General features: G+C 49.0%; 22 protein-coding genes. 12 read left to right on the top strand and 10 right to left on the bottom strand.

Annotation, left to right across the window (positions count from 1 at the left end; translation table 11 throughout):
• Positions 1-84: 84 nt before the first annotated feature.
• From ACO0K2_RS02890 to ACO0K2_RS02875, 4 genes are all read right to left on the bottom strand, one after another.
• On the bottom strand, positions 85-1,392 hold the full coding sequence (locus ACO0K2_RS02890) for a gallate dioxygenase (RefSeq protein ID WP_423015539.1): 1,308 nt from the start codon (positions 1,390-1,392) through the stop codon (positions 85-87).
• Positions 1,385-2,734 (bottom strand): MFS transporter, encoded by a 1,350-nt coding sequence (locus ACO0K2_RS02885; RefSeq protein ID WP_423015537.1) that lies wholly within the window; start codon positions 2,732-2,734, stop codon positions 1,385-1,387. Before ACO0K2_RS02885 ends, ACO0K2_RS02890 begins: the two co-directional genes overlap by 8 nt.
• Before the next feature lie 226 nt (positions 2,735-2,960).
• The gene (locus tag ACO0K2_RS02880; protein ID WP_423015535.1) at positions 2,961-4,718 is read right to left on the bottom strand and encodes a tannase/feruloyl esterase family alpha/beta hydrolase; all 1,758 of its coding nucleotides are present in this window, start codon (positions 4,716-4,718) and stop codon (positions 2,961-2,963) included.
• A gap of 440 nt (positions 4,719-5,158) precedes the next feature.
• Positions 5,159-6,367: a LysR family transcriptional regulator gene (locus ACO0K2_RS02875; protein WP_423015533.1), complete on the bottom strand. Its 1,209-nt coding sequence runs from the start codon at positions 6,365-6,367 to the stop codon at positions 5,159-5,161.
• Between the two features lie 137 nt (positions 6,368-6,504).
• On the opposite strand from ACO0K2_RS02875, the gene ACO0K2_RS02870 reads away from it, so the two are divergent.
• From ACO0K2_RS02870 to ACO0K2_RS02855, 4 genes are all read left to right on the top strand, one after another.
• Positions 6,505-7,617: a 4-oxalomesaconate tautomerase gene (locus ACO0K2_RS02870; RefSeq protein ID WP_423015531.1), complete on the top strand. Its 1,113-nt coding sequence runs from the start codon at positions 6,505-6,507 to the stop codon at positions 7,615-7,617.
• 18 nt (positions 7,618-7,635) lie between these two features.
• Positions 7,636-8,673 carry an amidohydrolase family protein gene (locus ACO0K2_RS02865; RefSeq protein WP_423015529.1) on the top strand — a complete coding sequence of 346 codons (1,038 nt, stop codon included), beginning with the start codon at positions 7,636-7,638 and terminating at the stop codon, positions 8,671-8,673.
• An 11-nt stretch (positions 8,674-8,684) separates the two neighbouring features.
• A complete protein-coding gene (gene ligK / locus ACO0K2_RS02860) occupies positions 8,685-9,368 on the top strand; it encodes a 4-carboxy-4-hydroxy-2-oxoadipate aldolase/oxaloacetate decarboxylase (protein ID WP_423016149.1) in 684 nt (227 codons plus the stop codon).
• 440 nt (positions 9,369-9,808) lie between these two features.
• A complete protein-coding gene (locus ACO0K2_RS02855; RefSeq protein ID WP_423015527.1) occupies positions 9,809-11,629 on the top strand; it encodes a tannase/feruloyl esterase family alpha/beta hydrolase in 1,821 nt (606 codons plus the stop codon).
• Between the two features lie 79 nt (positions 11,630-11,708).
• Here ACO0K2_RS02855 and ACO0K2_RS02850 read toward each other — a convergent pair whose 3' ends face one another.
• Entirely contained in the window at positions 11,709-12,683 is a 975-nt protein-coding gene (locus tag ACO0K2_RS02850) for a LysR family transcriptional regulator (RefSeq protein WP_423015525.1), read from the bottom strand.
• A 161-nt stretch (positions 12,684-12,844) separates the two neighbouring features.
• On the opposite strand from ACO0K2_RS02850, the gene ACO0K2_RS02845 reads away from it, so the two are divergent.
• The 3 genes from ACO0K2_RS02845 to ACO0K2_RS02835 are packed head-to-tail and all read left to right on the top strand — an operon-like array spanning position 12,845 to position 14,568.
• Positions 12,845-13,411: a flavodoxin family protein gene (locus tag ACO0K2_RS02845; protein ID WP_423015523.1), complete on the top strand. Its 567-nt coding sequence runs from the start codon at positions 12,845-12,847 to the stop codon at positions 13,409-13,411.
• A gap of 52 nt (positions 13,412-13,463) precedes the next feature.
• Positions 13,464-13,763, top strand: a complete 300-nt coding sequence (locus tag ACO0K2_RS02840) for a superoxide dismutase (protein WP_423015521.1) — start codon at positions 13,464-13,466, stop codon at positions 13,761-13,763.
• Positions 13,764-13,821: 58 nt separating this feature from the next.
• On the top strand, positions 13,822-14,568 hold the full coding sequence (locus tag ACO0K2_RS02835) for an SDR family oxidoreductase (RefSeq protein ID WP_423015519.1): 747 nt from the start codon (positions 13,822-13,824) through the stop codon (positions 14,566-14,568).
• A 90-nt stretch (positions 14,569-14,658) separates the two neighbouring features.
• On the opposite strand, the gene ACO0K2_RS02830 is transcribed toward ACO0K2_RS02835, so the two are convergent.
• The 3 genes from ACO0K2_RS02830 to ACO0K2_RS02820 form a co-directional block, all read right to left on the bottom strand.
• Entirely contained in the window at positions 14,659-15,015 is a 357-nt protein-coding gene (locus tag ACO0K2_RS02830) for a DUF1304 domain-containing protein (RefSeq protein WP_423015517.1), read from the bottom strand.
• A 69-nt stretch (positions 15,016-15,084) separates the two neighbouring features.
• Positions 15,085-17,370 (bottom strand): putative bifunctional diguanylate cyclase/phosphodiesterase, encoded by a 2,286-nt coding sequence (locus ACO0K2_RS02825; protein WP_423015515.1) that lies wholly within the window; start codon positions 17,368-17,370, stop codon positions 15,085-15,087.
• Positions 17,371-17,543: 173 nt separating this feature from the next.
• Positions 17,544-18,476 (bottom strand): hypothetical protein, encoded by a 933-nt coding sequence (locus ACO0K2_RS02820; protein WP_423015512.1) that lies wholly within the window; start codon positions 18,474-18,476, stop codon positions 17,544-17,546.
• A gap of 342 nt (positions 18,477-18,818) precedes the next feature.
• Here ACO0K2_RS02820 and ACO0K2_RS02815 point away from each other — a divergent pair, with 342 nt between their 5' ends.
• The 3 genes from ACO0K2_RS02815 to ACO0K2_RS02805 all read left to right on the top strand — a co-directional run bounded on the left by ACO0K2_RS02815 (position 18,819) and on the right by ACO0K2_RS02805 (position 22,382).
• Complete coding sequence (locus tag ACO0K2_RS02815) at positions 18,819-19,562, top strand: FadR/GntR family transcriptional regulator (protein WP_423015510.1); 744 nt, start codon at positions 18,819-18,821, stop codon at positions 19,560-19,562.
• Between the two features lie 209 nt (positions 19,563-19,771).
• On the top strand, positions 19,772-20,677 hold the full coding sequence (gene kdgD, locus ACO0K2_RS02810) for a 5-dehydro-4-deoxyglucarate dehydratase (RefSeq protein ID WP_423015508.1): 906 nt from the start codon (positions 19,772-19,774) through the stop codon (positions 20,675-20,677).
• A gap of 121 nt (positions 20,678-20,798) precedes the next feature.
• Positions 20,799-22,382, top strand: coding sequence for an aldehyde dehydrogenase (NADP(+)) (locus tag ACO0K2_RS02805; protein ID WP_423015506.1), 1,584 nt, complete (start codon positions 20,799-20,801; stop codon positions 22,380-22,382).
• Positions 22,383-22,415: 33 nt separating this feature from the next.
• Here the strand turns inward: ACO0K2_RS02805 and ACO0K2_RS02800 are convergent, their stop codons facing one another.
• Positions 22,416-22,544, bottom strand: a complete 129-nt coding sequence (locus ACO0K2_RS02800; RefSeq protein WP_423015504.1) for a hypothetical protein — start codon at positions 22,542-22,544, stop codon at positions 22,416-22,418.
• On the opposite strand from ACO0K2_RS02800, the gene ACO0K2_RS02795 reads away from it, so the two are divergent.
• Together ACO0K2_RS02795 and ACO0K2_RS02790 are read left to right on the top strand one after the other, a co-directional pair.
• Positions 22,543-23,907, top strand: a complete 1,365-nt coding sequence (locus ACO0K2_RS02795; RefSeq protein ID WP_423015502.1) for an MFS transporter — start codon at positions 22,543-22,545, stop codon at positions 23,905-23,907. The two genes, ACO0K2_RS02800 and ACO0K2_RS02795, sit on opposite strands and share 2 nt — an antisense overlap.
• Before the next feature lie 18 nt (positions 23,908-23,925).
• On the top strand, positions 23,926-24,810 hold the full coding sequence (locus ACO0K2_RS02790) for an SMP-30/gluconolactonase/LRE family protein (protein ID WP_423015500.1): 885 nt from the start codon (positions 23,926-23,928) through the stop codon (positions 24,808-24,810).
• A gap of 76 nt (positions 24,811-24,886) precedes the next feature.
• On the opposite strand, the gene ACO0K2_RS02785 is transcribed toward ACO0K2_RS02790, so the two are convergent.
• Positions 24,887-26,242 (bottom strand): MFS transporter, encoded by a 1,356-nt coding sequence (locus tag ACO0K2_RS02785; protein ID WP_423015498.1) that lies wholly within the window; start codon positions 26,240-26,242, stop codon positions 24,887-24,889.
• Positions 26,243-26,363 lie beyond the last annotated feature (121 nt).

The following is a 26,363-nucleotide window of genomic DNA, read 5'->3' as shown; positions in this document are numbered from 1 at the left end:
AGATTGATTAGCAAAAAAATGGACGTAAGGGTCCCCTGCCACGTATGTAATGAAACGTGGCATGGTGATCGTTGCGATTATTTTTTATTGACTGACGGGTTTATCCCAGTCTGTTGCTCCCGCTGTCGCGGTCGAAGCGACTGAATACATCGCTCCCGGCGCATTACGGGTTTGTTGAAACGCTTCTAGCGTCTGTCCACGCATCGCTGCATAGATATGCAAGTTCGATACCCCTACGGTCGCACCGAGTTTTTCGAGAAGGAAAAAAATCACGCCATACTGAATCATCCTGCGCCAATCGCGCGTGCGGATCATCTCTCTCTCGTCAGCGGTCAATCCTGCTTGTTCAAAAGTCGCCTCAGGATCAGCCTTGAAACTGATGCGGAAGTCACTATTGACCAGTTGGTGAAGATATTTATTGATCCGATATGAACGGACACTTGTTTCTAAGGTAAAAGGATACGTGCCAGGAAGCGCCTCAACACCGGATGTTTGATGCCCCATATGTGCACGATGCTGTTCTATCGTTTTTTCCTTCAGAGCAGGATCTGCTGATACGGCATTTTCATACAGTGCGACAGCAATCCCTGTCATCGATGGCAGATAATACTCGCGATGTAAGCACGTCAATTTCGACGACATCGCACCACGCATTGCCATCCACATCACGACTTCGGCACTCTCCCAACCACCCAATCGCGCAAAGTCAGCATGCGTCATATTGAGTAGTACTTCAGGATCATTTTCGAATAGATCTAGGAATTGGTGATCCCAAGGCGTGTTATTAAAACCAGCGCGCTCACCATGCACTTGGTGCGACAATCCCCCTGTCGCTACCAACACCACATTAAGATCCTCTGGATAGCTTTCAATGGCTCTCCGTAAGCCTTGACCTAATTTAAAACAGCGCCGTGCAGAGGGTACAGGAAACTGGAGCACACCCATTTGCAAGGGAACAATTTTCCCCGGCCAGCTTTCTTCATGCGGCCAGAGCATCGACAACGGCGAAAAACATCCGTGATCGAGTCCCTTGTCTTGGAAAAAAGACATATCGAACTCGTCTGCCATCAAGGATTGCCCGATGTGACGCGCGAGACCAACATGCCCTGCGACCGGAGGAAGTGGCCGTGCACCACCACCCTCGTCTGCTGCGTGGTAGCTTTCGCCAATTCCTAATGCGAACGCTGAGTAATGATCGAAAAAGAATGAGGTCACATGATCGTTATAGATCACCAGCATGACGTCAGGTTTCTTTTCTGCAAGCCATTGCTGCACTGGTTCGTATGCTTTAAAAATAGGTGCCCAAACAGCGTCATGCTGCTTATTGGCATCAAGTGCAAAGCCAATCGTCGGAGTATGAGAAGTGGCGATTGCGCCGATAATATTAGCCATGATGTTCCTGAGTTGTTGCAAGGACTTTCTTTTGACCAAGTGTATTGATCACAATAAAAATAGCTGCGAGCGTAGCCGGTCCTGCCAGCATCGCAATCACTGAACTAAATCCCCAGCCAAGCGACAGCAATGCACCACCCGCGAATGAACCGAAAATACTACCAAAGCGTCCCATCCCTTGCATCCAGCTTACACCCGTTGCGCGCACTGCCGTTGGGTAGCAAGAAGGCGCATACGCATTCAATCCGGTTTGTGCACCACTCATACAAAAGCCTGCTAGCAAGACAAAGGCAGAGAACATCGTCGATTCCACACTCCCTGATGCAAGGAAGAGAATAAACACGGCACCACCTATATAGGCCAGGGAGATAATTTTATTCGGTGAAAAACGGTCCATAAAATAACCAACTAACAACGCACCGACTGTACCACCCAGCTGAAACAGCGCAGTGATATTTGCCGCACGTTCGATTGGCAGACCTGCATCTTTGATCATTGTCGGCAACCAACCGCTCAACAGATAAATGACCAGCAGACCCATGAAATACGTTCCCCACAACGACAGTGTCGTTTTACGATAACTTGGTGAAAGTAATACTTTACCAGGTTGAGAACCAGTCACTTGTGGTTCGCTAATGGTGAACGCTGCGTCAGCAGGGACATCGCCACCCACAACGCGCAAGAGCGTTTTCCGAATCAGCTGCGGTGAAAACTTTCTAACTACCAAGAATCGCACGGACTCTGGAATCAACATCAGATAGATTGGCAAACAGACGAGAGGAATAGCACCGCCCACCATCAACACGGCACGCCAGCCAAACTGCGGCAAAATGGCGGCAGCACCAAATCCCACTAACGCTGATCCTAAATTGAACCCCGTGAACATAATAGCAAGCAAGGTAGAACGGGTCCGTTCAGGCACATATTCTGACAACAATGTGGTGGTGTTCGGCATCGCCGCCCCCAACCCGAGTCCCGTCAGGAAACGCAACAGTGACAAGATCGTCACGTTGTCAGCGAATGCACTGGCGAAACCAAAAATACCAAACCAGGAAATCGACGTCATGAGTAACTTTTTACGACCAAAGCGATCTGACATCGGACCTACTAAAATAGCACCAATCGCCAGACCAATCGGTGCAGCGCTCATCACAATACCAAAGGTCGCTCGGGAAATGCCCCACTCTTTGACAATGGCTGGAGCAAGGAAGCCCATGATCGCCACATCCATACCATCTGTTGCTACGATCAAAAAACACAGCGCCAATAACAACCATTGATAGCCGCTTATTTTTCTATTATTAATGTGTGCCCTGACATCAAGCATCTGTGCTGTATTCATTAAGTCTCCAGTTTTCGTCTCTATTTTAAAAATCTATATCATTCACAAATCGCATAACCACCATTCACACAGTGTACGATCCGACGACATTTGATGTATTGCTTTTGTTTGCCAGATCGTTTCAATTTACTTATCGCAGAGAAAAATGAGACAGAGAATTTTTATTCACTTTCATGGTGAAAATCAACGCCACGGCGCAGGGAAGGCCGTGGCGTCAGTACATCATTTAAGGTGCAGATACCCCTTGAACAGCACCCGTGTATGGGGCGTAGAAATAAGAACCTGCCCATACTGGATCAACTGCGTTGTATAACGGCGCGCCTTGCACATAGTTACTCGCCACGTGCCAATCTCCTGATCCGCTATAAAGTGCCACTGCGGGGTACGGATAGACTGGGCGCGTTGCTGTCACGTTACTGGATGCATCCGTCTGATAGGTCATGACCGCATTCGGCGCACTTCCTTGCTCCACCCACCCAGTGATCTGAGACACTAAGTCGATATTAGGAAAGCCCTCACCACCACCACAATGTCCAACACCTGGTACCACATAGAGGCGTGCAAATTGCGTAACGCTATCAACACCCATCGTCTTTTGAAGACCATTAAAGTAGCTAATAGTGAATAACGGCGAAATATGCTGATCAGCCCAGCCATGCCACAAAATTAATTTACCGCCTGCCTGCTTGAACGCCGCTAACTGCGTATCCGTTGCATCATTCAGCGGATGGTTTGCTTGTAAATAATTAGCATAAAAACTGGCATCGTTATAACCAAAGGTATCAATATTCGGCATTGTTGGTGTGCCATTGAAGATCAGGTTATACGCCCCGGTCACGATGAAATAGCTGAACAATTGAGCGACGGGCACAGGTGCACCTGTCGAATTGCTTGTTGGCACTTCTACCCCTACCCAGTTTGCTTCAGAGCCAAACTGCGGTGAACCACCCAGCATTCTTTCTCCGGTATTGGTATCGACAGGACCGCCATATATTTTACCGGCAGCCAACACCTCCGCGGCCGTCAAGCATGAACTCGTATTTTGCGCACCCGCTGGGCATTCAATGGAAGCAGGATCAAAATGACAAGCACGGGGGTCGACCAACAAACCGTCTTGCGCGCCAGACTGACCACCACATGCAGCAACAACCGCTTTATGGAGCAATTGCGCTTTGTCGGCATACAAAATAACGTTGCCAGTACTATCGCCGGTCGTGCTATTCGACTTCACATTCCAACCATGATAAAGCGAATTTTGAATCTGGAAATGCGCTGCAGGCGCACCTGCGATGATACCGTTGTAGTCGTTTGGATAGCGTTGCGCAGCCATTAATGCCTCGCGTCCGCCATCCGAGCACCCCACAAAATAAGCAAATTTTTGTGGCTGTCCATAATAAACATTGATGAGTTTTTTGGCGGCGAGGGTGGTGATATGTTGTCCTCGGTAAGCAAAGTCGGCTTGCTGCTGTGTGTTCGTTGTCCAGCTACTGCTCATACCTGAGTGTCCCATATCCGTCGCGGCAGTAACGAAACCACCTTCTTGCACCAGCGGACACGTGTAGCTAAAACTAAACGAACTTGGCTGGCTAGGATCACTGAGATTGCCACATAAACCGCCGCAGCCAAGCTCTGCAAAACGCTGCGTCCACGTACTTACCGGCAAGGCAACTTCAAAATTATTGGAAGGTGCCAAGGTGCCTTTTACTGTACAAAAGCTCGTTGCTTTGCCGTTAATCGTGACACTTGTGACGGTCGCAGAAGAAATCGAACTCCCCGCACCACCGATGTCTGCAATACTGACCGAAGCCAGTGCAGAGCAATCGACCACCGGCGTAACGACACCAAGCGTCGTGGCTGTCTTTGTCGGCGTTGTCGAGCTTGATCCAGCGCACGCGCTGACGAGGCATGCAACGATTGACATCAACATGAATTGGAACACGCGCACGACACAGCTGAGCGACCTGATTGTTTTCGTTTTACTCATATCATTTTCCTTTGTTATTGGGTCAGCATCAGAGCGATTGACGATAAGAGACGGGATGCGCCCGTCCCAAAAGACCCGTTAAGAAAACGATCATGTGAAGGGTGTGTACTTTATTTTTCATTGAGATTGCCTCCTTATAAGTTTTCAAAATCGCATTTAAAAATGCTATTTTTAAAATATCATGAGGGACTTAATAGCAAGGAGATCAAGATCTTATCGACCGATACAATTTCCTTATCAGATTGAAAGTGTCTGTGAAACAGACCTTAAACGATCTCAATCGCATAGCAACAACTCGTTCTTGAAAGTACGAAAGAACTGAATAAAGACAGATCGCATTCCGTCACGCGTCACGCGTGAAATGCCATCTAACGACACACGATTGTGAGGACGATGATCGTGCTGGGTAAAGGTAAAACGCATCAATCATCTCGCAGAATTCAGACCTTCCAGCGCGCACCAATAGCACTGATTTCCGACATCAACGCTCTGGCACCGGGAGAAAGATGTGCCCCCTTACGCATGGTCATACCGATCGTCCGCTCCATCCCTGGCATCTCAAACGGCAACACAACCAATTGTCCGGTCCTGACTTCATGGTGCAGCTGGTGTGCAGACAGCACCGTCAACATATCACTGGAGACAAGTAATCCGCGCAGCAAAGCGAGATCGCCGGTCTCGACGGCAGGTACTGGAGGCGTCACGTTACGCTGCAAATAAAACTGCACAAGCGACTCACGTAACGGCGTACCCGCTCGGGATAAAACCCACGGAAAGCCCTCTAGATCCCTCAACGACAGTTGACTGCGCGAGGCTAAGGGATGTCCTGCGCGAGCAACCAAAGCGGCCTTATCTTGAAATAAGGGATGAGAGATAAACGCATCCTCATGACCAGTCCGCTGCGCACCAACGATGAAATCAATACGCCCACTTAATAAATTCGCCGTCAACTCTTCAAAAGGACTTTCCAAAGATTTGATATGTAATTGTGGGTGACGGTGAAGTACGGCTGCAATCGCCATCGGTAATAATTGCGAACGCGCCAGCGGCAATGCACCAATATTCACGCTGCCGAGAACAACACCCGATAAGGCAGCAATATCTTCCGGTATGTGGCGTAACTCCGCTAAGACTCGTTCAAATGATTCAACCCACCTTCGACCATTGTCCGTTGGCGTCATGCCATGTGCTGTTCTTAAGAACAGCGGTTGCGCCAACATATCTTCGACACGTGCAATCGCCTGGCTGACGGCCGATTGAGAAACACCCATGGCATTGGCAACACTGGGCATATGATGTGCTTCCGCCAGCAAAACAGCCGCTTGCAAACGTTTTTCGTTCAGTAAAGCCTCAATGCCCCCCACATTGCTGCCTCCTTTGATTCTCAGGCGAATCGCCTCCTCACGTATCGCCTGTAACTCAGCTTCGATTCTCTCTGCACGAACACGCACAACATCACCGGCTGCTGTCAACAGCATCCCTCGGCCCTTCCGTTCAAACAAAGGGACAGCAAGCTCCGCCTCAAGCGCTGCAACAGATCGCACAACCGCTGACGATGCACGGAATAGCGCTTCAGATGAACGACGAATTCCGCCTGTCGTTGCAACGACATTAAAAGCATGTAGGTGGCGCAAACTGAGTAACTGCATAACAACTCCGGTGAAACAATAAAAAAACAAGCAGCCTGATAAGTAAATTAGAACAAATTCGCATTCATAACGCAACCACGCAAGATGCGTCAAAGGACATACTCAATACTATTATCAAAGTACGCTCAGTGAATATCATGAATCAAATAATTAACTCAGATTTACAAGCCATCCCCTGCATACTGATGCGCGGCGGCACTTCACGCGGCCCTTTCTTTCTTGAATCAGATCTTCCTTCGGATGTCGAAGAGCGCAACAACGTGTTGCTCGCAGCCATGGGATCCCCCGATCCTCGACAAATCGATGGTCTCGGCGGTGCGCATCCCCTGACAAGTAAGGTGGGCATCGTACGACGTAGCCTGACACCTGGCGTCGATTTAGACTTTTTATTTGCACAACTTCAGCCGAACAAAGACACTGTTGACGTCACACCTAACTGCGGCAATATGCTCGCTGCGGCACTGCCGTTTGCCCTCGAACGCGGTCTGCTTCCGATCAAGGATGGCGTCACCACGGCACGTATCCTCACACTCAATACGGACATGCAATGTGATGTCACCGTCCAGACCCCTCACGGTCAATTACAGTATGGCGGTGATGCCCGTATCGACGGCGTACCGGGCACGGCATCCCCTATCAGCATCAACTTTCTGGACACAGCGGGGTCAGTGTGTGCCTCTCTGTTACCAACTGGTAAGCCATTGGATCGCTTACAGGTGGAAGGCGACTTGTCCTTCGAGGTCGATGCGACGATGATTGATAACGGCATGCCGATGGTACTCATTCGGGCCAGTGACTTCTCTATCACTGGCTACGAAAGCGTGACAGAACTTGATAACAACACCGCATTGCGGGCACGCATTGAAGCGCTACGCATCGTCGCTGGACACCACATGGGACTGGGTGATGTGACGTCAAAGAATTATCCAAAAATGTGTCTGATTGCGCCACCTCGTGAGGGCGGTGCCATAGCGACTCGTTGCTTTATCCCGCATGTTTGCCACGACTCAATTGGTGTATTGGCAGCGGTTACCGTCGCAACCGCGTGTGTGCTGCCCGGCACGGTCGCAGAGGGAATCGCTCGCGTACAACAAGCAAACGTACAAACATTATCGATCGAACATCCATCAGGAGAATTCAGCGTAGAGATTGAGCAAGCTGACAACGATCCTGGCCAAATCACACGCGCTGCACTCTTACGTACAGCGCGCCCAATTATGCGCGGAGAAGTCCTCGTTTCCGCTAAATAAAGACAAAGAGAGAACAAGATGAGAGAACCATTAATTATTGATTGTCATGGTCATTACACGACAGCGCCTAAAGCGTTAGAAGAATGGCGCAATAAACAAATTGCCAATCTTCACACACCAGAACTCAGCCCCAAAGTCGCCGATCTGAAAATAAGTGACGATGAACTCCGCGAGTCAATTGAACTCAATCAACTCCGCTTGATGAAAGAGCGCGGATCGGATCTCACTATTTTTTCTCCGAGAGCCAGTTTCATGGCGCACCACATTGGCGATTTCAATACGAGCGCAACATGGGCTGCGATCTGCAATGAATTATGTGCACGTGTTTCTCAACTGTTTCCGGATAATTTTATCGGTGCATGTATGCTGCCACAGTCGCCGGGCGTTGATCCAGCGACTTGCATTCCAGAATTAGAAAAGTGCGTCAAAGAATTTGGGATGGTGGGAATCAATCTTAACCCTGATCCCTCGGGCGGTCATTGGACTTCACCACCTCTGTCTGACAAATCGTGGTTTCCTGTCTACGAGAAAATGGTGGAATACGATATCCCTGCCATGATCCACGTCAGCACGAGCTGCAACGCTTGCTTCCATACGACTGGCGCGCACTATCTGAATGCTGACACCACGGCTTTTATGCAATGCCTAACGAGCGATTTGTTTAAAGAATTTCCAACGCTCAAATTCCTCATTCCACATGGCGGTGGCGCGGTACCTTACCACTGGGGTCGGTTCCGTGGACTTGCACAAGAAATGAAAAAGCCATTACTGACGGAACACTTACTCAATAATATTTATTTTGATACGTGTGTGTACCATCAACCTGGTATCGATCTATTGACCAAAATTATGCCCGTCAAAAATGTGCTGTTTGCGTCTGAAATGATCGGCGCTGTCAGAGGAATTGATCCAGAAACCGGACATTATTACGACGACACCAAACGCTATATTGAAGCAGCAAATCTGACAGAAACAGACAAAGCCAATATTTTCGAACACAACGCACGCCGCGTCTTCCCACGACTGGATGCCTCTTTGAAAGCCAAAGGATTATGAGTACACCTGCCATCAACCAATTAGGTATCGTCAAGCGCCATATTGTTCGCGCCGAAGCAGAACATGTGAACCATCTCGGTCAATTTGGCAGCGCAACGGTCCACGAAGCGATGGGACGTGTTGGATTGCTCAAACCCTACATGCGTCCGATTTATAGCGGTGCGCAAGTCGCCGGCACAGCAGTGACGGTGTTATTACATCCCGGTGATAATTGGATGATGCACGTTGCCGCAGAACAGATTCAGCCTGGTGACGTGGTCGTTGCTGCTATCACTGCTGAGTGCACAGATGGCTACTTTGGCGATCTTCTGGCCACCAGCTTTAAGGCACGGGGTGCAAAAGCACTGATCATCGATGCGGGTGTACGGGACGTACGTTTTCTGACAGAAATGGGCTTTCCCGTCTGGAGTAAATGTATTAGCGCCAAGGGCACCATTAAAGCCACCGTTGGCTCCGTGAATATTCCTATTATTTGCGCAGGGGCGCTGGTCAACCCTGGCGATGCGGTTATTGCGGATGATGATGGTATCGTGATTGTTCCCGCAGCCGACGTCGGTCGCGTTGCAGCCATCGCGCAAAAACGAGAAGATCTCGAAGCCGAAAAGCGTGCCAAGCTCGCTGCTGGCGTGTTGGGGCTGGATATGTACAACATGAGAGAGCCGCTGGAAAAAGCAGGTCTGGTCTACATCGATTAATTGAGATCGCGCATCATGCATTAAAAAAGAGGGAACAACACGGCGTCTGCTGCTGTGTTGTTCCTTATTTTTTTCTAGACAGTGCGCCTCTCAGAAATACTATTCCCGATTTCGCACCTCGTCGATGAAAGAGAATACCCCTTCCAAGGCCGCTAGCATCCGGTCATTCGTGTGACGTAAAATTCTGTAAATCTTCACTCAATGTGTAGAAAAAACGACGATTTGTGACTATATTGAACTGAGTAACATCAAAGAAACGGTATTGGCTGCAAATGGTTCAAATCGCCTGCACATGCAATAGATACGCCAAGAAGTTCATTGCAGTAGAAGATTAGCTACCCCCAAGCCTCGCTCGACGAGAGAAGTAGCGATCTGCACTTTCACGCTGTTTTCTGTACAACGACGTCGTTCCCCTCTTATTTTTCTTTACGAAGGTCATCATGCAACTTGGTTTACGTACCATCTTGACTACCCTGACAGCGTTTCTGCTTTGCGCACAGTATGCCAGTGCAGCAGAGACTGCATCATCGTCTCATCCCTCCTCTTTAGCGACAGTGCAACCAGTGATTGCCTGTTCCGCCATCGGGGGTATCGATCTACAAACGGCAGTTGGTGAAAAAGTCACCCTCAAAGCGGCACGCATTGAAACAGCCAAAGGCACTTATTGTCAGGTGAAAGGCACGATTGCGCCGAGCATCGGTTTCGAAGTCGACCTGCCAGAAAAAAAATGGACGCAGCGTTTCCTGCAAGCAGGTTGTGGCGGCCTGTGTGGCAATATCAATGCATCGATTGGTAATGCAACCCACTGCTTACCGGCATTGGATGGCGAGTTTGTCGTTGCCGCGAGTGATTTAGGCCATCAGGGCGCGATGATGTCGCCAACGGAAGGTGACTTTGGCAAAAATCCACAACAGTTAATCGACTTTGCTTATCGTGCCAATCATTTGACCGCCCTCGCCTCGAAAGCATTGATTCGTGCGTATTATGGCCAACCAGCACGTTACGCCTATTTTTCTGGATGCTCCGATGGTGGTCGAGAGGCACTGATGGAAGCCCAGCGCTATCCGACGGATTTTGATGGCATCTCCGCAGGCGCGCCAGCGATGCTTTTTACCGTTCAAAATAGTTTTTGGCATGCGTGGACTGCCGCAGCCAACCACACAGCCGAAGGTCAACCTATTCTCTATACCGATAAACTTGCGGTATTACATGACGCTGTCATTGCGCATTGCGACATGATCGACGGTAACAAAGACGGTCTGTTATCCGATCCCCGGGCGTGTCACGTTGAACCATCGTGGGTTGTTTGCAAAGACAGCACCGCAGATACAGATCACTGCCTGACGCAAGCAGAATGGAAGGCTGCTGAAAAAATATACCAAGGTCCCACAGATACCAACGGATACCATTTCTTACCCGGTGGCGCACAACCAGGGTCTGAACTGCAATGGGACTTTATCCCACGACGCCCCAATCCTCAGTCCGGTCCTGCCGGTCCCAATTTCGCATCAAGCATGCTAAAAAATATGAGCAACGTGATTTACAGAAATCCGACAGATAGTGATAGTAATGCAGACCATTTCCCCTTCACGACAGAACAGCTCTCTCGTGTAAGCCAATTGCACAATCTGTTAGATGCGACGAATACTGATCTTTCTGGCTTTCATGCGGCAGGGGGTAAGCTCTTGATGTGGCATGGTTGGTCTGATACGTCTATCGCGCCGATGATCTCTATCGCCTATTATCAAGCGCTTCAGCAGCAACTTGGCACAACCACCACGGATCAATTTGTGCGATTGTTCATGCTTCCGGGTGTTGGTCACTGCGGCGGTGGTGATGGGTTTGCGCAGTTTGATACCCTCACGTCACTCATGGCGTGGGTAGAACAAGGCCAAGCACCTACCGTCATTACTGCAGAAAAGATTGCGGATCGACGTATGGGGCCGCCACCAGCTGATAAAAAGATGACCCCGGGTAGTAATGGCGCGGATGGGCGAGGCGATGGTTTTGCAAATGGTCGCACTCCTGCACCGTATGCACAAGCAGCAGCGCCAACGCTCGCAACGCGTCCTATTTACGCCTACCCATTTGTGGCAACCTATCAAGGTACTGGTAATCCCCTTGAGGCGACAAACTACGGTCCAAAGCAAATCCCTGAGATCAGCCCTCTACCAGCGTGGCCGCAATCACAATTGCTTAGTCCTGGTTTTCAACAAGTCTATGAAGTGCGCGAAGGGCAATTAACCATCACAATGCATTAACCGGCATTGATATTGAACGGTGAAGCGATCAAATATCTACCTGAGATATTTTCGCTTCACTGTAGAAACGCTGACAGGCTCAGCTTTCACCAAGACCATCCTCTGCCGCTGACAACATGAACGGCAGCTTCTCTAATAAGGTATCAACCGCGAGTCGTAACCTCAGTGGCATATGGGATTCACTCGGCCATAGCGCATGGCACTCCATTGATTCACCGTAATACGCATTGAGGACGGTGGAGAGTGCACCAGATGCCAAATGCGCTTTGACCAACCACACGGGTAACCATGCGATACCCATACCTGCCACAGCAGCATTCGCAATCGATTCGAGATCGTCAAACGATAACCGCGATTCCAATGGCATATCAACGACGCGTCCTTGTGCGTTCTCTAGTCTCCATGCCAAGAGATGATCGCCCCGGCGATAATTCAGAATGGCGTGTTGTGTTAACTCCATCGGGCTAGATGGCGCGCCATGTGCTTGAATATAAGCAGGCGACGCACAAATCACTTTACAAAATTCTGTCAGCTTCCGAGCACGCAAACCTTCACTTTCGCGTCCCAACGGTCCTAGTCGAATCGCGAGATCAATCCTCTCTGATAAAACATCAACTGGGCGATCACTAAAACTTAATTGCAATGCCAACTGTGGATGTTGGCGTGCAAGGTCGAGTAATACCGGCGCTACGCAATGACGTCCAAAAAGGACTGGCATGGACACGCGTAGCTTGCCAGCGACTTCATGTCGACCTAACTCAAACTGCGCTTGTGCTGCCTGCAGTTCAGCGAGCGCCCTGTGGCAATGCTCGTAATAAATACGACCGTCGTCCGTCAAACTTTGTACACGCGTTGATCGATGAAACAACCGTGTCGCGAGCCTTGATTCCAGTCGCGCCATCGCCTTACCGACCGCAGATCGGGTCAAGCCTAAATGTTCCGCCGCGCGAGCAAAACTGCCTAAGCGAACCGTTTCAACAAAGACAGTAATGCCATCGAGTCGGTCAAGGCGTTCTGGTGGGCCACCGATTGGTGAATTTTGATCGTTTTGCATGGGAATTTTATTCTACATTGAGGATTTTTATTCTACATATAATATCAAAAAATCGGATGAACGGGAAAATTTAGCTACAACATCAGGCTGCAATGAACGCCTCCCACGCAATATCGATCCGGTTTCCTCAGACATTATGTAACCCGATACGGAGTAATTAAATGGCAACATCAACATTGGTTTCGATCATCTACGACAGCGGCTACGGTCATACTGCCAAACAAGCTATGTCCGTCGCCTTAGGTGTGACTAAAGTCACTGGCGCCGAAGTGCGTTTAATCGCGATCGCCGACAAAAACATCCCGTGGGATGTGCTGGAGGCAAGCGACGCGATCATCTTCGGTTCACCGACCTACAACGGCTCCGTCAGCGCCCGCTTTAAGCAATTCATGGAAGACTCCACCCGCCCAGCGTGGATCCCTCAGAAATGGCGCAATAAAGTGGCAGCTGGTTTTACGAACTCTGGCGCGATGCATGGCGACAAACTGCAATCGCTGATCGCCATGTCATTATTTGCTGCACAACACGGCATGGTATGGGTTGGGCTGGATCTATTCCCAGGTAAAAACGACCAAGAGCTCAATCGTATTGGTGGCTGGCTAGGTGCGATGGCGCAATCCGACGATGCCTCCCCCGAAGTCACCCCAATTCAAAGTGACTTAGATACCGCAACGCATCTCGGACAACGCGTCGCAGAAATCGCGCAACGTCTGCAACACAAGCAATAAATCACACGGACTTACCTCGTCACACTGAATAACCTACTCACAGGAAAATACCATGAAATTTCTTTGCCTCGATATTCCACATCCAAACGCGACGATGGAACAATACGGACCTTACCTGCAAGCCGAAGTCCGCCATGGCTGGTCACTTTATAAAAGCGGCATTGTTCGCGATATCTACTTCCGTCAAGATCGTCCAGGTGTCGCCATCATTGCTGAAGCCGATTCCATTGAAGCAGCCAAAGCAGCCTTAGCGGCATTTCCCCTCGCTGCCGCTGGGTTGATCGATTGGGATGTGATCCCGCTCGGTCCCTTCCTGAACTGGGAAATACTCTTCGCGCCAGAGAACGTCTAATACCATAAAAGGGGGTCGCCCATTGTCTCGCGCCCTCCTTCCTCATTGAAAGATCATCATGCAAGCTATTCAAGATAAAGTCGTCGTCATCACCGGCGCTTCCAGCGGTCTGGGTGAAGCCACCGCCCGCTATTTAGCCTCACAAGGTGCCAAAGTCGTTCTCGCCGCCCGTCGTGTAGAACGATTGAGCAAACTCGTTACCCACATCACTGCTGCTGGCGGCCATGCTGTGGCTGTCGCAACCGATGTCTCACAGCGGACAGATCTCAATCGCCTCGCGGATCAAGCAATCGCCCACTTTGGTCGTATCGATGTCCTAGTGAATAACGCGGGCATCATGCCAATGGCTGCCATGAGTAAATTAAAAGTCGATGAATGGGATCAAATGATCGACGTCAACATCAAAGGCGTGCTTTACGGTATCGCAGCGGTTCTGCCCACGATGCAGCAACAACAAAGTGGCCATATCATTAACCTTTCATCGGTTGCTGGACTCAAAGTTGCCGCGGGTGTGGGCACCGTCTACAGCGCCACTAAATTTGCCGTCAAAGCCCTCAGTGAAGGCTTACGTGAAGAAGTTGCGGCAGACAATATCCGCGTGACCACGCTCTACCCTGGTGCGATCGCCAGCGAATTAGTGAAAGGTAGCAGCGATACGCAAGCAGCCCAAGCAATGCAGGCCTTTTACGATGCCTTTGAAATTTCTGCTGATGCCGTTGCACATGCTATCGCCTACGCCATTGCGCAACCAGCAGACGTCGCTGTGAATGAAATTACCTTGCGTCCGACACGTCAGACATTTTAAATTGGGATGATGTTAGACCGATGACATGCGATGTAGCAAGTGAGTGAAAAAGGTACTGCTTGGTAGAAGTACCTTTTTTTGCATCGTCGACTAGCTTAAAAAGATGAGCACCAAGCCCAGCAATGCAGGCGCACTTTGGATGAATAAAATCTTCCGGCTCGCCGTCATCGCGCCATAGACGCCGGCGACAAAGACGCATAGCAAGAAAAAAACTTTAATTTCATTTGCCGCATTATGCGCTAGTAAACCCCAGCATAATCCGGCGGCGAGAAAACCGTTGTACAGACCTTGATTGGCTGCCAGTACTTTCGTCGCTGCTGCTGATGCTGGTGTTTGGCGAAATGCCCTGAGGCCTGCTGGCTTTTCCCATAAAAACATCTCAAGCACCAAGATATAGACGTGTAAGAGCGCGACAAGTGCAACAACAATATTGGCAGCGATTTGCATCAATTTTCCTCAACGTATCCTGAACAACCATCAGTTCCTATGATACTACACGATATCAAAGTGTAAAGGCTATAGAGCAAGAGACGATGTCGATTGTCCTCGTACGAATGGGTTGTGGCGAACGAATTCACTGACCGCTGTCAATGGCATTGGTCGAGAAATAAAATAGCCTTGCAGGTAGTGGCATTTCATCGAGGTCAAGGACTCGGCCTGCGACTGCAATTCAACGCCTTCTGCAACAATCTCCATCTCTAGGCTGTGAGCCATGGCGATGATGGCGGCAACCAAGTTTTTATGACGTGGACTAGTTTCCATGTCAAAAACAAACGCTCTATCGATCTTAATCGTATTGATTTGAAAGCGCGTTAAATAACTCAATGAGGAAAAACCCGTGCCAAAATCGTCTAGCGAAATTCCCACGCCCAGTTGATTGAGACGAGATAAAACAGCATGGACACTCGTACCATCATCGATCAACACACGCTCAGTTAATTCTAATTCGAGCTGCTGAGGTCGCAGATGATGGGACGATAGCGCTTGATCAATGACATTAAAAAATGCCGGATCAGTTAACTGGCGAGAAGAAACATTAATACTGATTCTCACCTTGTCGATATCGTGTTCGAGCGCCGATAACTCTCGGCAAGCTTGATGAATCACCCAAGTGCCTAATTCCACAATCAGATCACTCTGTTCTGCGACAGGAATAAAGCGATCGGGAGAAATCACGCCAAACTGACTGCTCGTCCACCGCAATAACACTTCTATTTTTTTCACTTCGTACGTGACGGCATCGACAATAGGTTGATACACCAAATGGAGTTCATCCGTCGAAATCGCTGCACGCAACGCACTGTCGATCATGGCATCACGGGCATAGGAAATCATATCCTTTTGAAAGAAGCAATAATGTCCTTTATCCGCATTTCTGCCAGCAGACAAGGCGATATCAGCGTTTCGAATCAACTCCTCAGCATCATTGCCATGCTCAGGATAATTAGCAATCCCAATGCTTGCTGATAGCTTTACGCTTTGATGCGTTAGGATGAAGTGTTGAGAAAAAGCACCCATCACCAAATCACTAAAGTAACTCGCGACCTTCACGTTTTCGCCTGGAGCAACGTCAGATAAGATGATCACAAATTGGTCTCCACTCAATCGAGCAAGACGATCACTGGGCCTTAAGAATTTATTGAGACGTTCGGCAACTTGCTTTAATACGGCATCGGCAACAAGGTGCCCAAAAGAATCAATCAATCGCTTGAATCTATCAATGTCGATCACTAATAGCGATAGCGAATGTCCTTCTATATCAGCGTGTTTAATCAACTCAGCTAAAGTGGTTACCAACCCATACCGATTGAGACAACCAGTCACACTGTCGAAATTCGCCGCGTAGTACAACTGCTCGTCTTTCTTTTTGCGTTCGCTGATATCGAAAATTTGCATCATGCAGTACAAGCGCCCTTGCTCCTTGTAAGGTGAAGCAATCACCTCTAAAGACACAAATGCCCCACTTTGATGACGGACGGTGAATGTATCCACCATGGGATATCCACGTTTACCCAGCGCAAAACTTTGAAAATAGTGCATCACTTCTTGACGATTGATTCCTAACAAACGACCCGCCACATACTTTCCGACCAGGCCGGTCGTGTCAGGATACCCAAGCAACTTCGCAGCAGCCTCGTTAATAACATGGATATGTCCTTGCAAATCAATAATGACAAGCCCAGAACTGAGGCTATTGACAGAATGGGCGTAGCGCAACCGAATTCTTTCTTGCACCGCGTAGATCAACGACAGAATGGAAATGGTCTTGATCGACACAGAGAAAACAAACCAGAGCTGAATATTGTCTGGCAAAAGCTGACACCCATTCAGCACATTAAACAGGCCCCGCACGAGCAAGACAGATCCGAGCCATCGATAGGTATTGCGATATTTGACTAGCCGATAGCCCGACCAGAGCAAAGCGCATCCCAACGCATTCGCTGTCGTCGGCTCAACCAATCTTTTGTCGTAGAGCCAGAGAATGGAAACAAAGAGGAAAAAGACCGTTGCGCCGATACTGATCCGCCGTAAGTCTTTGCGACCTATATTCCCAATGAAGAATTCCGTACCTGCGATAAAGCCAAAGACACTCATTGTCAACAACATCGCCAAAACAATGCATTGCGGACCCACATAACCAGTGTACAACGTCGTTGCAATACCCAAACTCATCGATGCCTGTCCTATCGCCCAAGACAGTGCATGCCAACTATGCCGATCTTTCAGCCAAGGGAAGACAAGAATAACAATAAGGACAATATCGACGACAAGAGTGAGAAGGACGTACAGTTGAAGGTCCATACATCTCACTTTTCTGTCGACATCGTTGAAACGATGATTACCATTGGGGCATCCGTGCCTAAAGCGCTCACGCTAATTGATGAATATCGATATCATAACAATGGTAGAGGCATCTATTCATCCATTCATGCTGAGTTAGCAACAATAAATCGTAAATACAGCCATTTTTACATTCAAGTACCAGAAGATGTCTGACCTGATTTTGCGGTGACGTACATTTCGCCCATCCATTTTTTTCCTGATGCCAACTGCACGTTGTTATTCACGTTAATTGGTTCCACGCAGAGAAATAATCGACCATCTCCAGGCTCTAAATCATCAGGTAGATCACCCGCGCCCTCCCAAGGTGTCCAGACAACCGTATCCTGAAAACCATGTCGACGAATCGATACGTGCCGATCATGGTCCTTGAGCACGAGATCGTCATGACTTTGACTATAAATCGTATCAATAGCGCTGGTAATGACCATCCCCGCCGAATCCGGTTGAACGCCGACTTGCTGCGTTAATTTATCGAAACAACGTGTCGGTCGTAATCCAATCACTTCAGGGTAGCGGCACGCAATGCGAAAATACGGATGGAAACCCGACTGAAATGCAATAGTTCGCGTATCGGTATTAGTGACCATCAAACGAAGCTGGAGCGTATCATCGGATAGCGTCACCATCAGTTCGACATGAAAACGATAGTCCCATCCTTGTTCGCTGGCGTCGCCAAGGTCCTGCTCTGTCAAACAAAGTCGAACACAGGAAACTGTTGCGCTATCATCTGCGTCGTCGCCGACAGGATCAGGTAGGAGATGCCACAGGGAGGATCTCGCAAAGCCATGCTTCACTAATGGTCCCATGTCAGCAAACTGAGGAAATATCACGGGGATCCCACCTCGGATCGCTTCATTATTTTTCCAAGCAGTACGGCGGCTCAAAAACAATTGCTCTTGCCCATCCGCAGTACACCATGAAAAAATATGGGCACCATTCAATGCGATCTTGCAGCTTGCGCCGTTCTTTGTGTTTAATTCAATTGTTTGCATGGGGTTAGGGTGAATCCATTCTGAAAATCGATTAATTGATACATCATTGAGAACAAGGATCTCGGCGCTCATTCTGTCGCCGATGGCAGGTATTTCACCTTCATGATTGCGAGCATTCAGTAATACGATATCGTATCACCTCACCAACAAAAATCATGGCTTGATGCAAATGAGCAAGCACAACGGCACCGATAAGTGTTCGTGCTTGTGATCACGTTTTTGAAGAAATATCGCCTTCAATGCAGTGGATGAACAGGATAAAACCTTTGAGGGCTGAATGATGTTATCTGTTTCTCTTTATTTGTGTTTCTAGGACATGGGGTCAGATCGGCTGGGGTCGCTCTCACATCTCCCTCCCAAACTTGGTTGCTTTTCAATTACAATCGGGGCAATTCCGCAATCATCGATCTCGCTATGCCAATTACCCAACCTGAGCGCAAACGACACAAAAGCCTTTCGCAAAGCTTAGCGGAGAGTATTGCTGCCGACATCAAATCGGGAAAATTGAAGGCAGGCGAAAAACTTGCCACCGAATCGGCGATCATGGAGATGTACGACGTCAGCCGGACTGTTGTGAGAGAAGCCATCTCGCATCTGCGCGCCGAGGGTCTGGTGAAGACCCAGCATGGTATTGGGACCTTCATTCAGGAACCGCCAGCGCAGACAATCAGCTTCCAACATCAAGCAATTATCACCATGCGTGATGTGCTTGATATTTTGGAGCTCAGGATTAGTCTAGAAACAGAAGCGGCATGGCTAGCAGCCTCTCGGCGCAGTGAAGAGCAAATGACTGCCATCTCAGAGGCGTTTGCCGCCATCAAAACCAGTAAGTCGAGTCAAGAATCGGTGAGTGCTGATCAACGCTTTCATCAGCTCATCGCTCAAGCAACCGGCAACCCTTACTTCGTCAATATTTTGTCGAATCTCGGTGGAGAATTAATCCCACGGGCACGATTGAATTCTGCCGAGCTCAATCACGAAGCGACAGAGAGCTACCTTTTGCGCGTCAACAACGAACATGAAGATATCTGTTCGGCCATTCTCAGAAAAGACTCTGAAGGTGCCCGTGCCGCCATGAGAACGCATCTGAGCAACAGCCGTGAGCGCCTCAGAGAAGCAGAACAACGCATTCAGCAAGCCCTGACGCAAAATACATAATGCCTTGAATGCCGGATGTGCGTATATTTTTTGCACATCACCGCCCGATAAAACGGCGCAACGGCTGAAAACAGCTAAGCCTTGCATTTGCAAAAATTAAGTTGTACGATGTCCTACGACTTTAATCAATTCGATGATTCTGTTTATTTTCTGACATTGAAAACCCCTATTCAACATCCATCGGCATCCATCTACATTACGGAGAACCTATGCACCCGAATGATTTAAAAAAAATCTTGTCCCATGGCCTACTGTCATTCCCCCTCACCGACTTCGATGCCGAGGGTAATTTTCATCGTGCGGGATACATCGAACGCCTTGAATGGCTCGCCCCCTTTGGCGCAAGTGCCTTGTTCGCGGCGGGTGGCACAGGTGAATATTTCTCCTTAACGAATGACGAATACGGCTCAATTATTGGTACTGCTGTCGACAGCTGCCGTGGCAAGGTACCTATCATCGCGGGTGCGGGTGGACCTACGCGCGTCGCCATTGCGCATGCACAAGAGGCAGAGCGCTTGGGCGCGGATGGTATTTTATTGTTGCCACACTACCTGACAGAAGCAAGTCAAGAGGGATTGATTGCGCATGTAGAACAAGTCTGCCGCTCGGTCCGTTTTGGTGTTGTTGTCTATAACCGCGGTGTTTGCCGTTTGACACCAGACTCATTAGCAATATTAGCGGATCGCTGCCCTAACCTAATCGGCTTTAAAGATGGCATTGGCGATATCGAATTGATGGTATCGATCTGGCGCCGTATGGGTGATCGCTTCTCTTACCTCGGTGGCTTGCCGACCGCTGAAGTGTACGCTGCTGCGTATAAAGCGCTTGGTGTTCCTGTGTATTCTTCTGCCGTGTTTAACTTCGTCCCTCAACTGGCAATGGATTTTTATCATGCGATCGCCGCTGACGATCACGCAACAACCAATCGCCTGATCGACGAATTTTTCCTGCCGTACTTAGCGATCCGTAATCGTAAGGCGGGGTACGCCGTCAGTATCGTCAAAGCTGGTGCACGCTTAGTTGGACATAGCGCTGGCCCCGTGCGTGCACCACTGACAGATCTCACTGCGGAAGAAGATGAATTATTGTTGCGTTTGATTCAAAAACAAACGTAATACTTATGTAAAAATGATTGGGATAAACCGCAGGAACGATGACAATCATAGCGCCATCGTTTCTGCTGTTTTATTTCTAAAAACCATACGCTACTGACCGTAGCAATCGATAGGAAAGAACATGGAAATTCGCGGAGAAATGCTCATTGGACGCCAACAGATCGTTGGAACCAATGGTGCAGTATGTGCAATCAACCCTGCTAATGGCGAAAAGCTCTCGCCTGAATTTGGTTATGCCACCAACGAACAAGTCGATCTGGCCTGCGAGTTAGCCAGCCAGGCGGATGATAGCTTCCGTTATACCTCACTGGAGCAGCGCGCACTCTTTTTAGAAACAATCGCACAAGAAATCTTCAACATTGGTCCTGCACTGATTGAACGCGCGCATCTCGAAACAGGTTTGCCTGTTGCGCGATTAGAAGGTGAACGTGGCAGAACAGTGAATCAATTAAAACTGTTTGCCAAAGTGGTACGCGATGGGGATTTTCTGTCTGCGACGCTGGATTCTGCGCTGCCTGATCGTGTGCCTCCACGCCCTGATCTGCGGATGCAAAAGATTGCATTAGGTCCTGTTGCCGTCTTTGGTGCCAGTAATTTCCCATTAGCCTTTTCTGTTGCGGGTGGTGACACAGCGTCCGCGTTTGCGGCAGGTTGTCCTGTCGTTGTCAAAGCACATAATGCCCATCCTGGCACGTCGGAACTGGTTGGCAAAGCGATTCAAAAAGCCGTACAAACATGCAATCTGCATGAAGGCGTCTTCTCGATGTTGATCGGTGCGGGTGCTGCGGTCGGCCAACATTTAGTATCCCACCCAGCGATTCAGGCAGTTGGTTTTACTGGTTCTCGGTCAGGTGGTTTGTCCTTACTCCGGACAGCACAAGCCCGTCACGTACCCATCCCCGTTTATGCAGAAATGAGCAGTATCAACCCTGTCTATCTGTTACCAGACGTCTTAGAAAACAACGCAGAATCGCTGGCGAAAGATTTCATTGATTCATTGACGTTGGGTGCCGGCCAATTCTGTACCAATCCTGGATTGGTCTTCTTGAAAAAAAGCGATGCAGCCACTCGCTTTATCGAAGCGGCCAAAGTAGCGATGGCGCAAAAAGCAGCACAAACGATGCTGACACCCGGTATCGCGCACGCGTTTCATCAAGGTACGGAGAAACTCAAACAACAGATCACCTTAGATGTCTTAGCTGAAGGTCTGCCTTCGACGACACCAACGGGCTATCAAGCGCAAGGAATGATTTCTCTGTGCAACGCACGTGACTTCATTGCCAATGCAGCATTGCAGGAAGAGGTTTTTGGTCCTTCGTCTGTGATTGTCATGTGTGATGATCTGGAACAAACCATTGCCATCACCAAGCTGTTAGAGGGTCAGTTGACAGCGACAGTCCACGCAACCAGTGCGGACCACGAAGCCGCTGCACGTCTGATTCCGGTATTGGAAAGAAAAGTCGGTCGGATCTTGTTTAACGGTTTTCCAACGGGTGTTGAAGTTTGTCACTCGATGGTTCATGGCGGCCCTTTCCCTGCCACTTCCGATAGCAGAACAACCTCCGTTGGCGCTACGGCGATAGATCGCTTCTTACGCCCTGTTTGTTATCAGGCAATACCGGAGCAGTTACTCCCGTCTGCCTTAAAAAATAGTAATGAGTGGAAGTTAAATCGCCTTGTGGACGGCGCTTTCTCTGCCTCTTAATCAACAGGTGATCTACCTGTCGTCAGCTCGACATTAACGCCGAATCACATCGGTACGCACATCGGTACGCACATCGGTACGCACATCGGAGCGCTTTTCTCCGGTGTGCGTAACCACAAAAATATCCAAAAAGAGATAGTTTATATCTGGAGACGCTTGCATGAACCAAAACCAAATCGGCAAATATCGATGGGTGATATGTGCCCTCTTATTCTTCGCCACAACCATCAATTATCTTGACCGACAAGTATTAAGTCTCCTTGCACCTCAACTCTCTGCTGAGTTCGGCTGGACCAATACGGACTACGCCAACATCACAGCCATTTTTCAGTTCATCTATGCGCTATCAATGCTGTTTGCTGGGCGCATCATCGATAAAATTGGTACAAAAGCTGCCTACACGGTCGCTATCGCTATTTGGTCTTCTGGTGCGATCCTCCACGCTTACGCTTTACCCGCAGGGACATTGCTCTCCAATATCATGGCGGCTGTCGGCTTGACCGTGTTCCCCGCTTCTATCGTGGGTTTTATGCTTTCGCGCGCCGTCCTTGCCTTAGGTGAAGCGGGGAACTTCCCCGCGGCCATCAAAGCCACTGCGGAATATTTCCCCAAGCACGAACGCTCACTCGCCACCGGTATTTTCAATTCGGGTGCCAACATCGGCGCGATCCTGGCACCCTTAACTGTGCCGCTGATCGCCGCGACATGGGGTTGGCAGGCCGCCTTCGAAATCATTGGTGGCATTGGTTTTATCTGGCTCGTCGTTTGGCAGATCTTTTACGACAAACCAGAATCACAAAAAAGAATGGGCGATGCGGAGCGTCACTACATTATCAAAGATGAAGTACAGCAGGCGGTGACAAGTCAGGCTTTTCGTCAAAACACCCCATGGATTAAATTATTGAATTACCGCCAAACATGGTCGTTCATGATTGGAAAATTTCTCACAGATGGCGTCTGGTGGTTCTTTTTATTTTGGCTGCCGAAGTATCTTGAAAGCAAATATCAAATGCATCAGACGGATTTAATTATCCCTCTGATGGTGTTATACAGTATGACCATGGTCGGTAGTATTGGCGGTGGCTGGTTACCTGCCTACTTCATGGGAGCTGGCATGGCACCCTACACGGGTCGTATGAAAGCGATGTTCCTCATCGCTCTCTTCCCGCTGGTCGTCTTACTGGCGCAGCCTCTGGGCTTCATCAGTTCTTGGGTGCCTATCATTTTGATCGGTATCGGGGCATCGGCGCATCAAGCTTGGTCTGCCAATATCTTTACGACAGTCTCTGACATGTTCCCAAAAAAAGCAGTGGCCTCCGTTGTAGGGATTGGCGGGATGGCGGGTGGTTTAGGTGGTGTAGCTGTTTCCAAGGCGGGTGGATGGTTATTCGACTACTATAAAGCGCTCGGTCATATTGAAACTGGTTACACGATTATGTTTAGCTTCTGTGCGATCGCGTATCTACTGGCTTGGTCCATCATGAAACTCCTGGTACCAGTGCACCGCGATATTTATGATCTCTGATGTCTTAATGCATGCACTATGAATACTTCTATGATTGAGTATGTCTCTTCGACCACGTGTCAGGTCGGAGAGAGCCCTCTCTGGCACCCTGCACAGACGGCATGGTTTTGGGTGGATATCCCTTCGAAAACGCTATGGCGCTATCAGCCACAGAGTGGCACCGAGACTTCATGGACCACACCCGAAATGCTCGCCAATATTGCACTCAGAAAAAATGGTGAGTTTTTGGCGGCGATGGAGACGGGGCTGTTTTATCTTTCCCTCAACGATACGTCAGCACCAACGTGTGAACTGGTAGCAGCACTGCCAGAAAAAGGACCTGGCATCCGCTGGAATGACGGTAGAACCGATCGGCAAGGCCGCTACTGGTCAGGATCGATGTTCATGGACATGGGTGCCGCAAAAGCCATCGGCAACCTCTATCGACTGACCAACGATCATCAACTTGCGGGGCCCTTTGTCAGTGAACTACTCACTCAAAATGGATTAGCTTGGTCGCCGGATGGAAAAACGATGTACTTGTCCGACTCCCATCCGCACCGCCAATTTATCTGGCGTTTTGACTACGATATCAGCACAGGAACACCTTCCAACCAAACGCTCTTTTTTGATATGCGTGATATCCCAGGACGGCCTGATGGCGCAGCCATGGATATTGATGGCTGCTATTGGATCTGCGGTAATGATGGATCAGTGGTTTATCGGATGACACCCGCCGGTAAGATCGATCGGAAAATTGATCTTCCTATGAAAAAGCCCGCCATGTGTAGCTTTGGCGGAGACGACGGTCAATCGCTGCTGATCACCTCCATCCGTCCTGATCCTAGCGATCCTGATCCTTGGGCAGGTAAGACGATTCTCATTCGACCAGGTGTACAAGGCATGATTGACACGCCATTCTAAGCAATAGCAGTTTCCTCTCACATGGCTGGCGGTTGTCCTTGACACGCCAGCCACGATGACGTCTGACGCTTTGGGGCTAAGGGATTGCCCGTATCTCCACACGCTTAATCTCTTTCACAATAAACAGATAGCAAACGATAGCGCCAATCGCATTGGCACCTACATAAACGAGTGACCAAGAAAACGACCCTGTTTTCGAGACGAGAAAACCAATAACAATCGGTGTGGTAATCCCCGCGATATTGCCAAACATATTAAACAAGGCACCACTCAACCCACCAATTTCCTTTGGTGCCGTATCAGAAACAACCGCCCACCCGAGTGCGCCGACGCCTTTACCGAAAAAGGAAAAAGCCATCACCGCGACCACGACCATCGGTGAGTCAACATAATTACAAAGGATAATGCTCGTCGACAGCAACATCCCAACGACAATCGGGGTCTTCCGAGATACCGTCAGTGAAAACCCACGTTTAATCATACGATCTGAGATCCATCCTCCCAAAATGCCGCCTAAAAAGCCCGCAATCGCTGGTAAGGTGGCGATAAAACCTGCCTTTAAAATCGTCATGCCACGTGCTTGTACCAAATAAACCGGAAACCACGTCAGAAAAAAGTAAGTCAGTGTATTGATAAAATATTGACCGAAATAAACACCCAACAACATTCGATTTCGTAGCAATTGCGGCAGATACTTCATTGTCGATGGCTGACGTGAAGGACTATCTTTGAACAACATAGTCCGCACTGCCCCACCCTGTTGAATGTGCATCAACTCCAGCTCATTGACGCGCGGATGTTGGTTAGGTTCATGAATGAATTGAAGCCACACCAGCGCCAGTACGATACCGGTGATCCCCATGACGTAGTACACTTCGCGCCAGCCATAGTAATGAGCAATCCACGCCATCAACGGTGCAAACAATACCGTGGCAAAATATTGCGCTGAATTAAAAATTGCAGATGCCATACCGCGTTCATCTGTTGGGAACCACGATGCCACTAAGCGACTATTCCCCGGAAAAGAAGGCGCTTCTGCGACCCCGACTGCCGCCCGTAAAATAAAAAAAGTAGCAATCGCCGATCCACCTAACACAAAGCCAGAGACACCCTGGAGTAAGGTAAAAAGAGACCATAGGCCGATACTGAAGGCATAGACAATGCGAGTACCAAATTTATCCAATAGCCAGCCACCAGGAATTTGCGCTGCTACATAAAACCAAGAAAAAGCAGAAAAAACGATACCAAGAGAAGCAGCATCGATACCAAATTCTTTTTGAATCGCTGTACCTGTAATCGATAAGGTGGCGCGGTCTGCATAATTAAAGGCAGTCACAAAAAAGAGCATTGCTAAAATACTATATCTGACGTGCGTCGGCTTGGTCCGTTGACCAGATGATTGAGAGTGTTTACGACTCAATATGTTGAACATGGTTGTCTCGATTTCTTTGTGCTATCTCTGCACAGTATAGTTATCAGTGAGATAAGCGAATCGGGCTTGATTCACCATTGCAAACCAAGCCCTGTTCATTATTCTTCGTTGTTGATTCCGC

The organism is Undibacterium sp. MH2W, assembly GCF_049340215.1.
Classification (GTDB): Bacteria; Pseudomonadota; Gammaproteobacteria; order Burkholderiales; family Burkholderiaceae_D; genus Undibacterium.
This window is presented reverse-complemented; position numbering and strand designations above follow the sequence as displayed.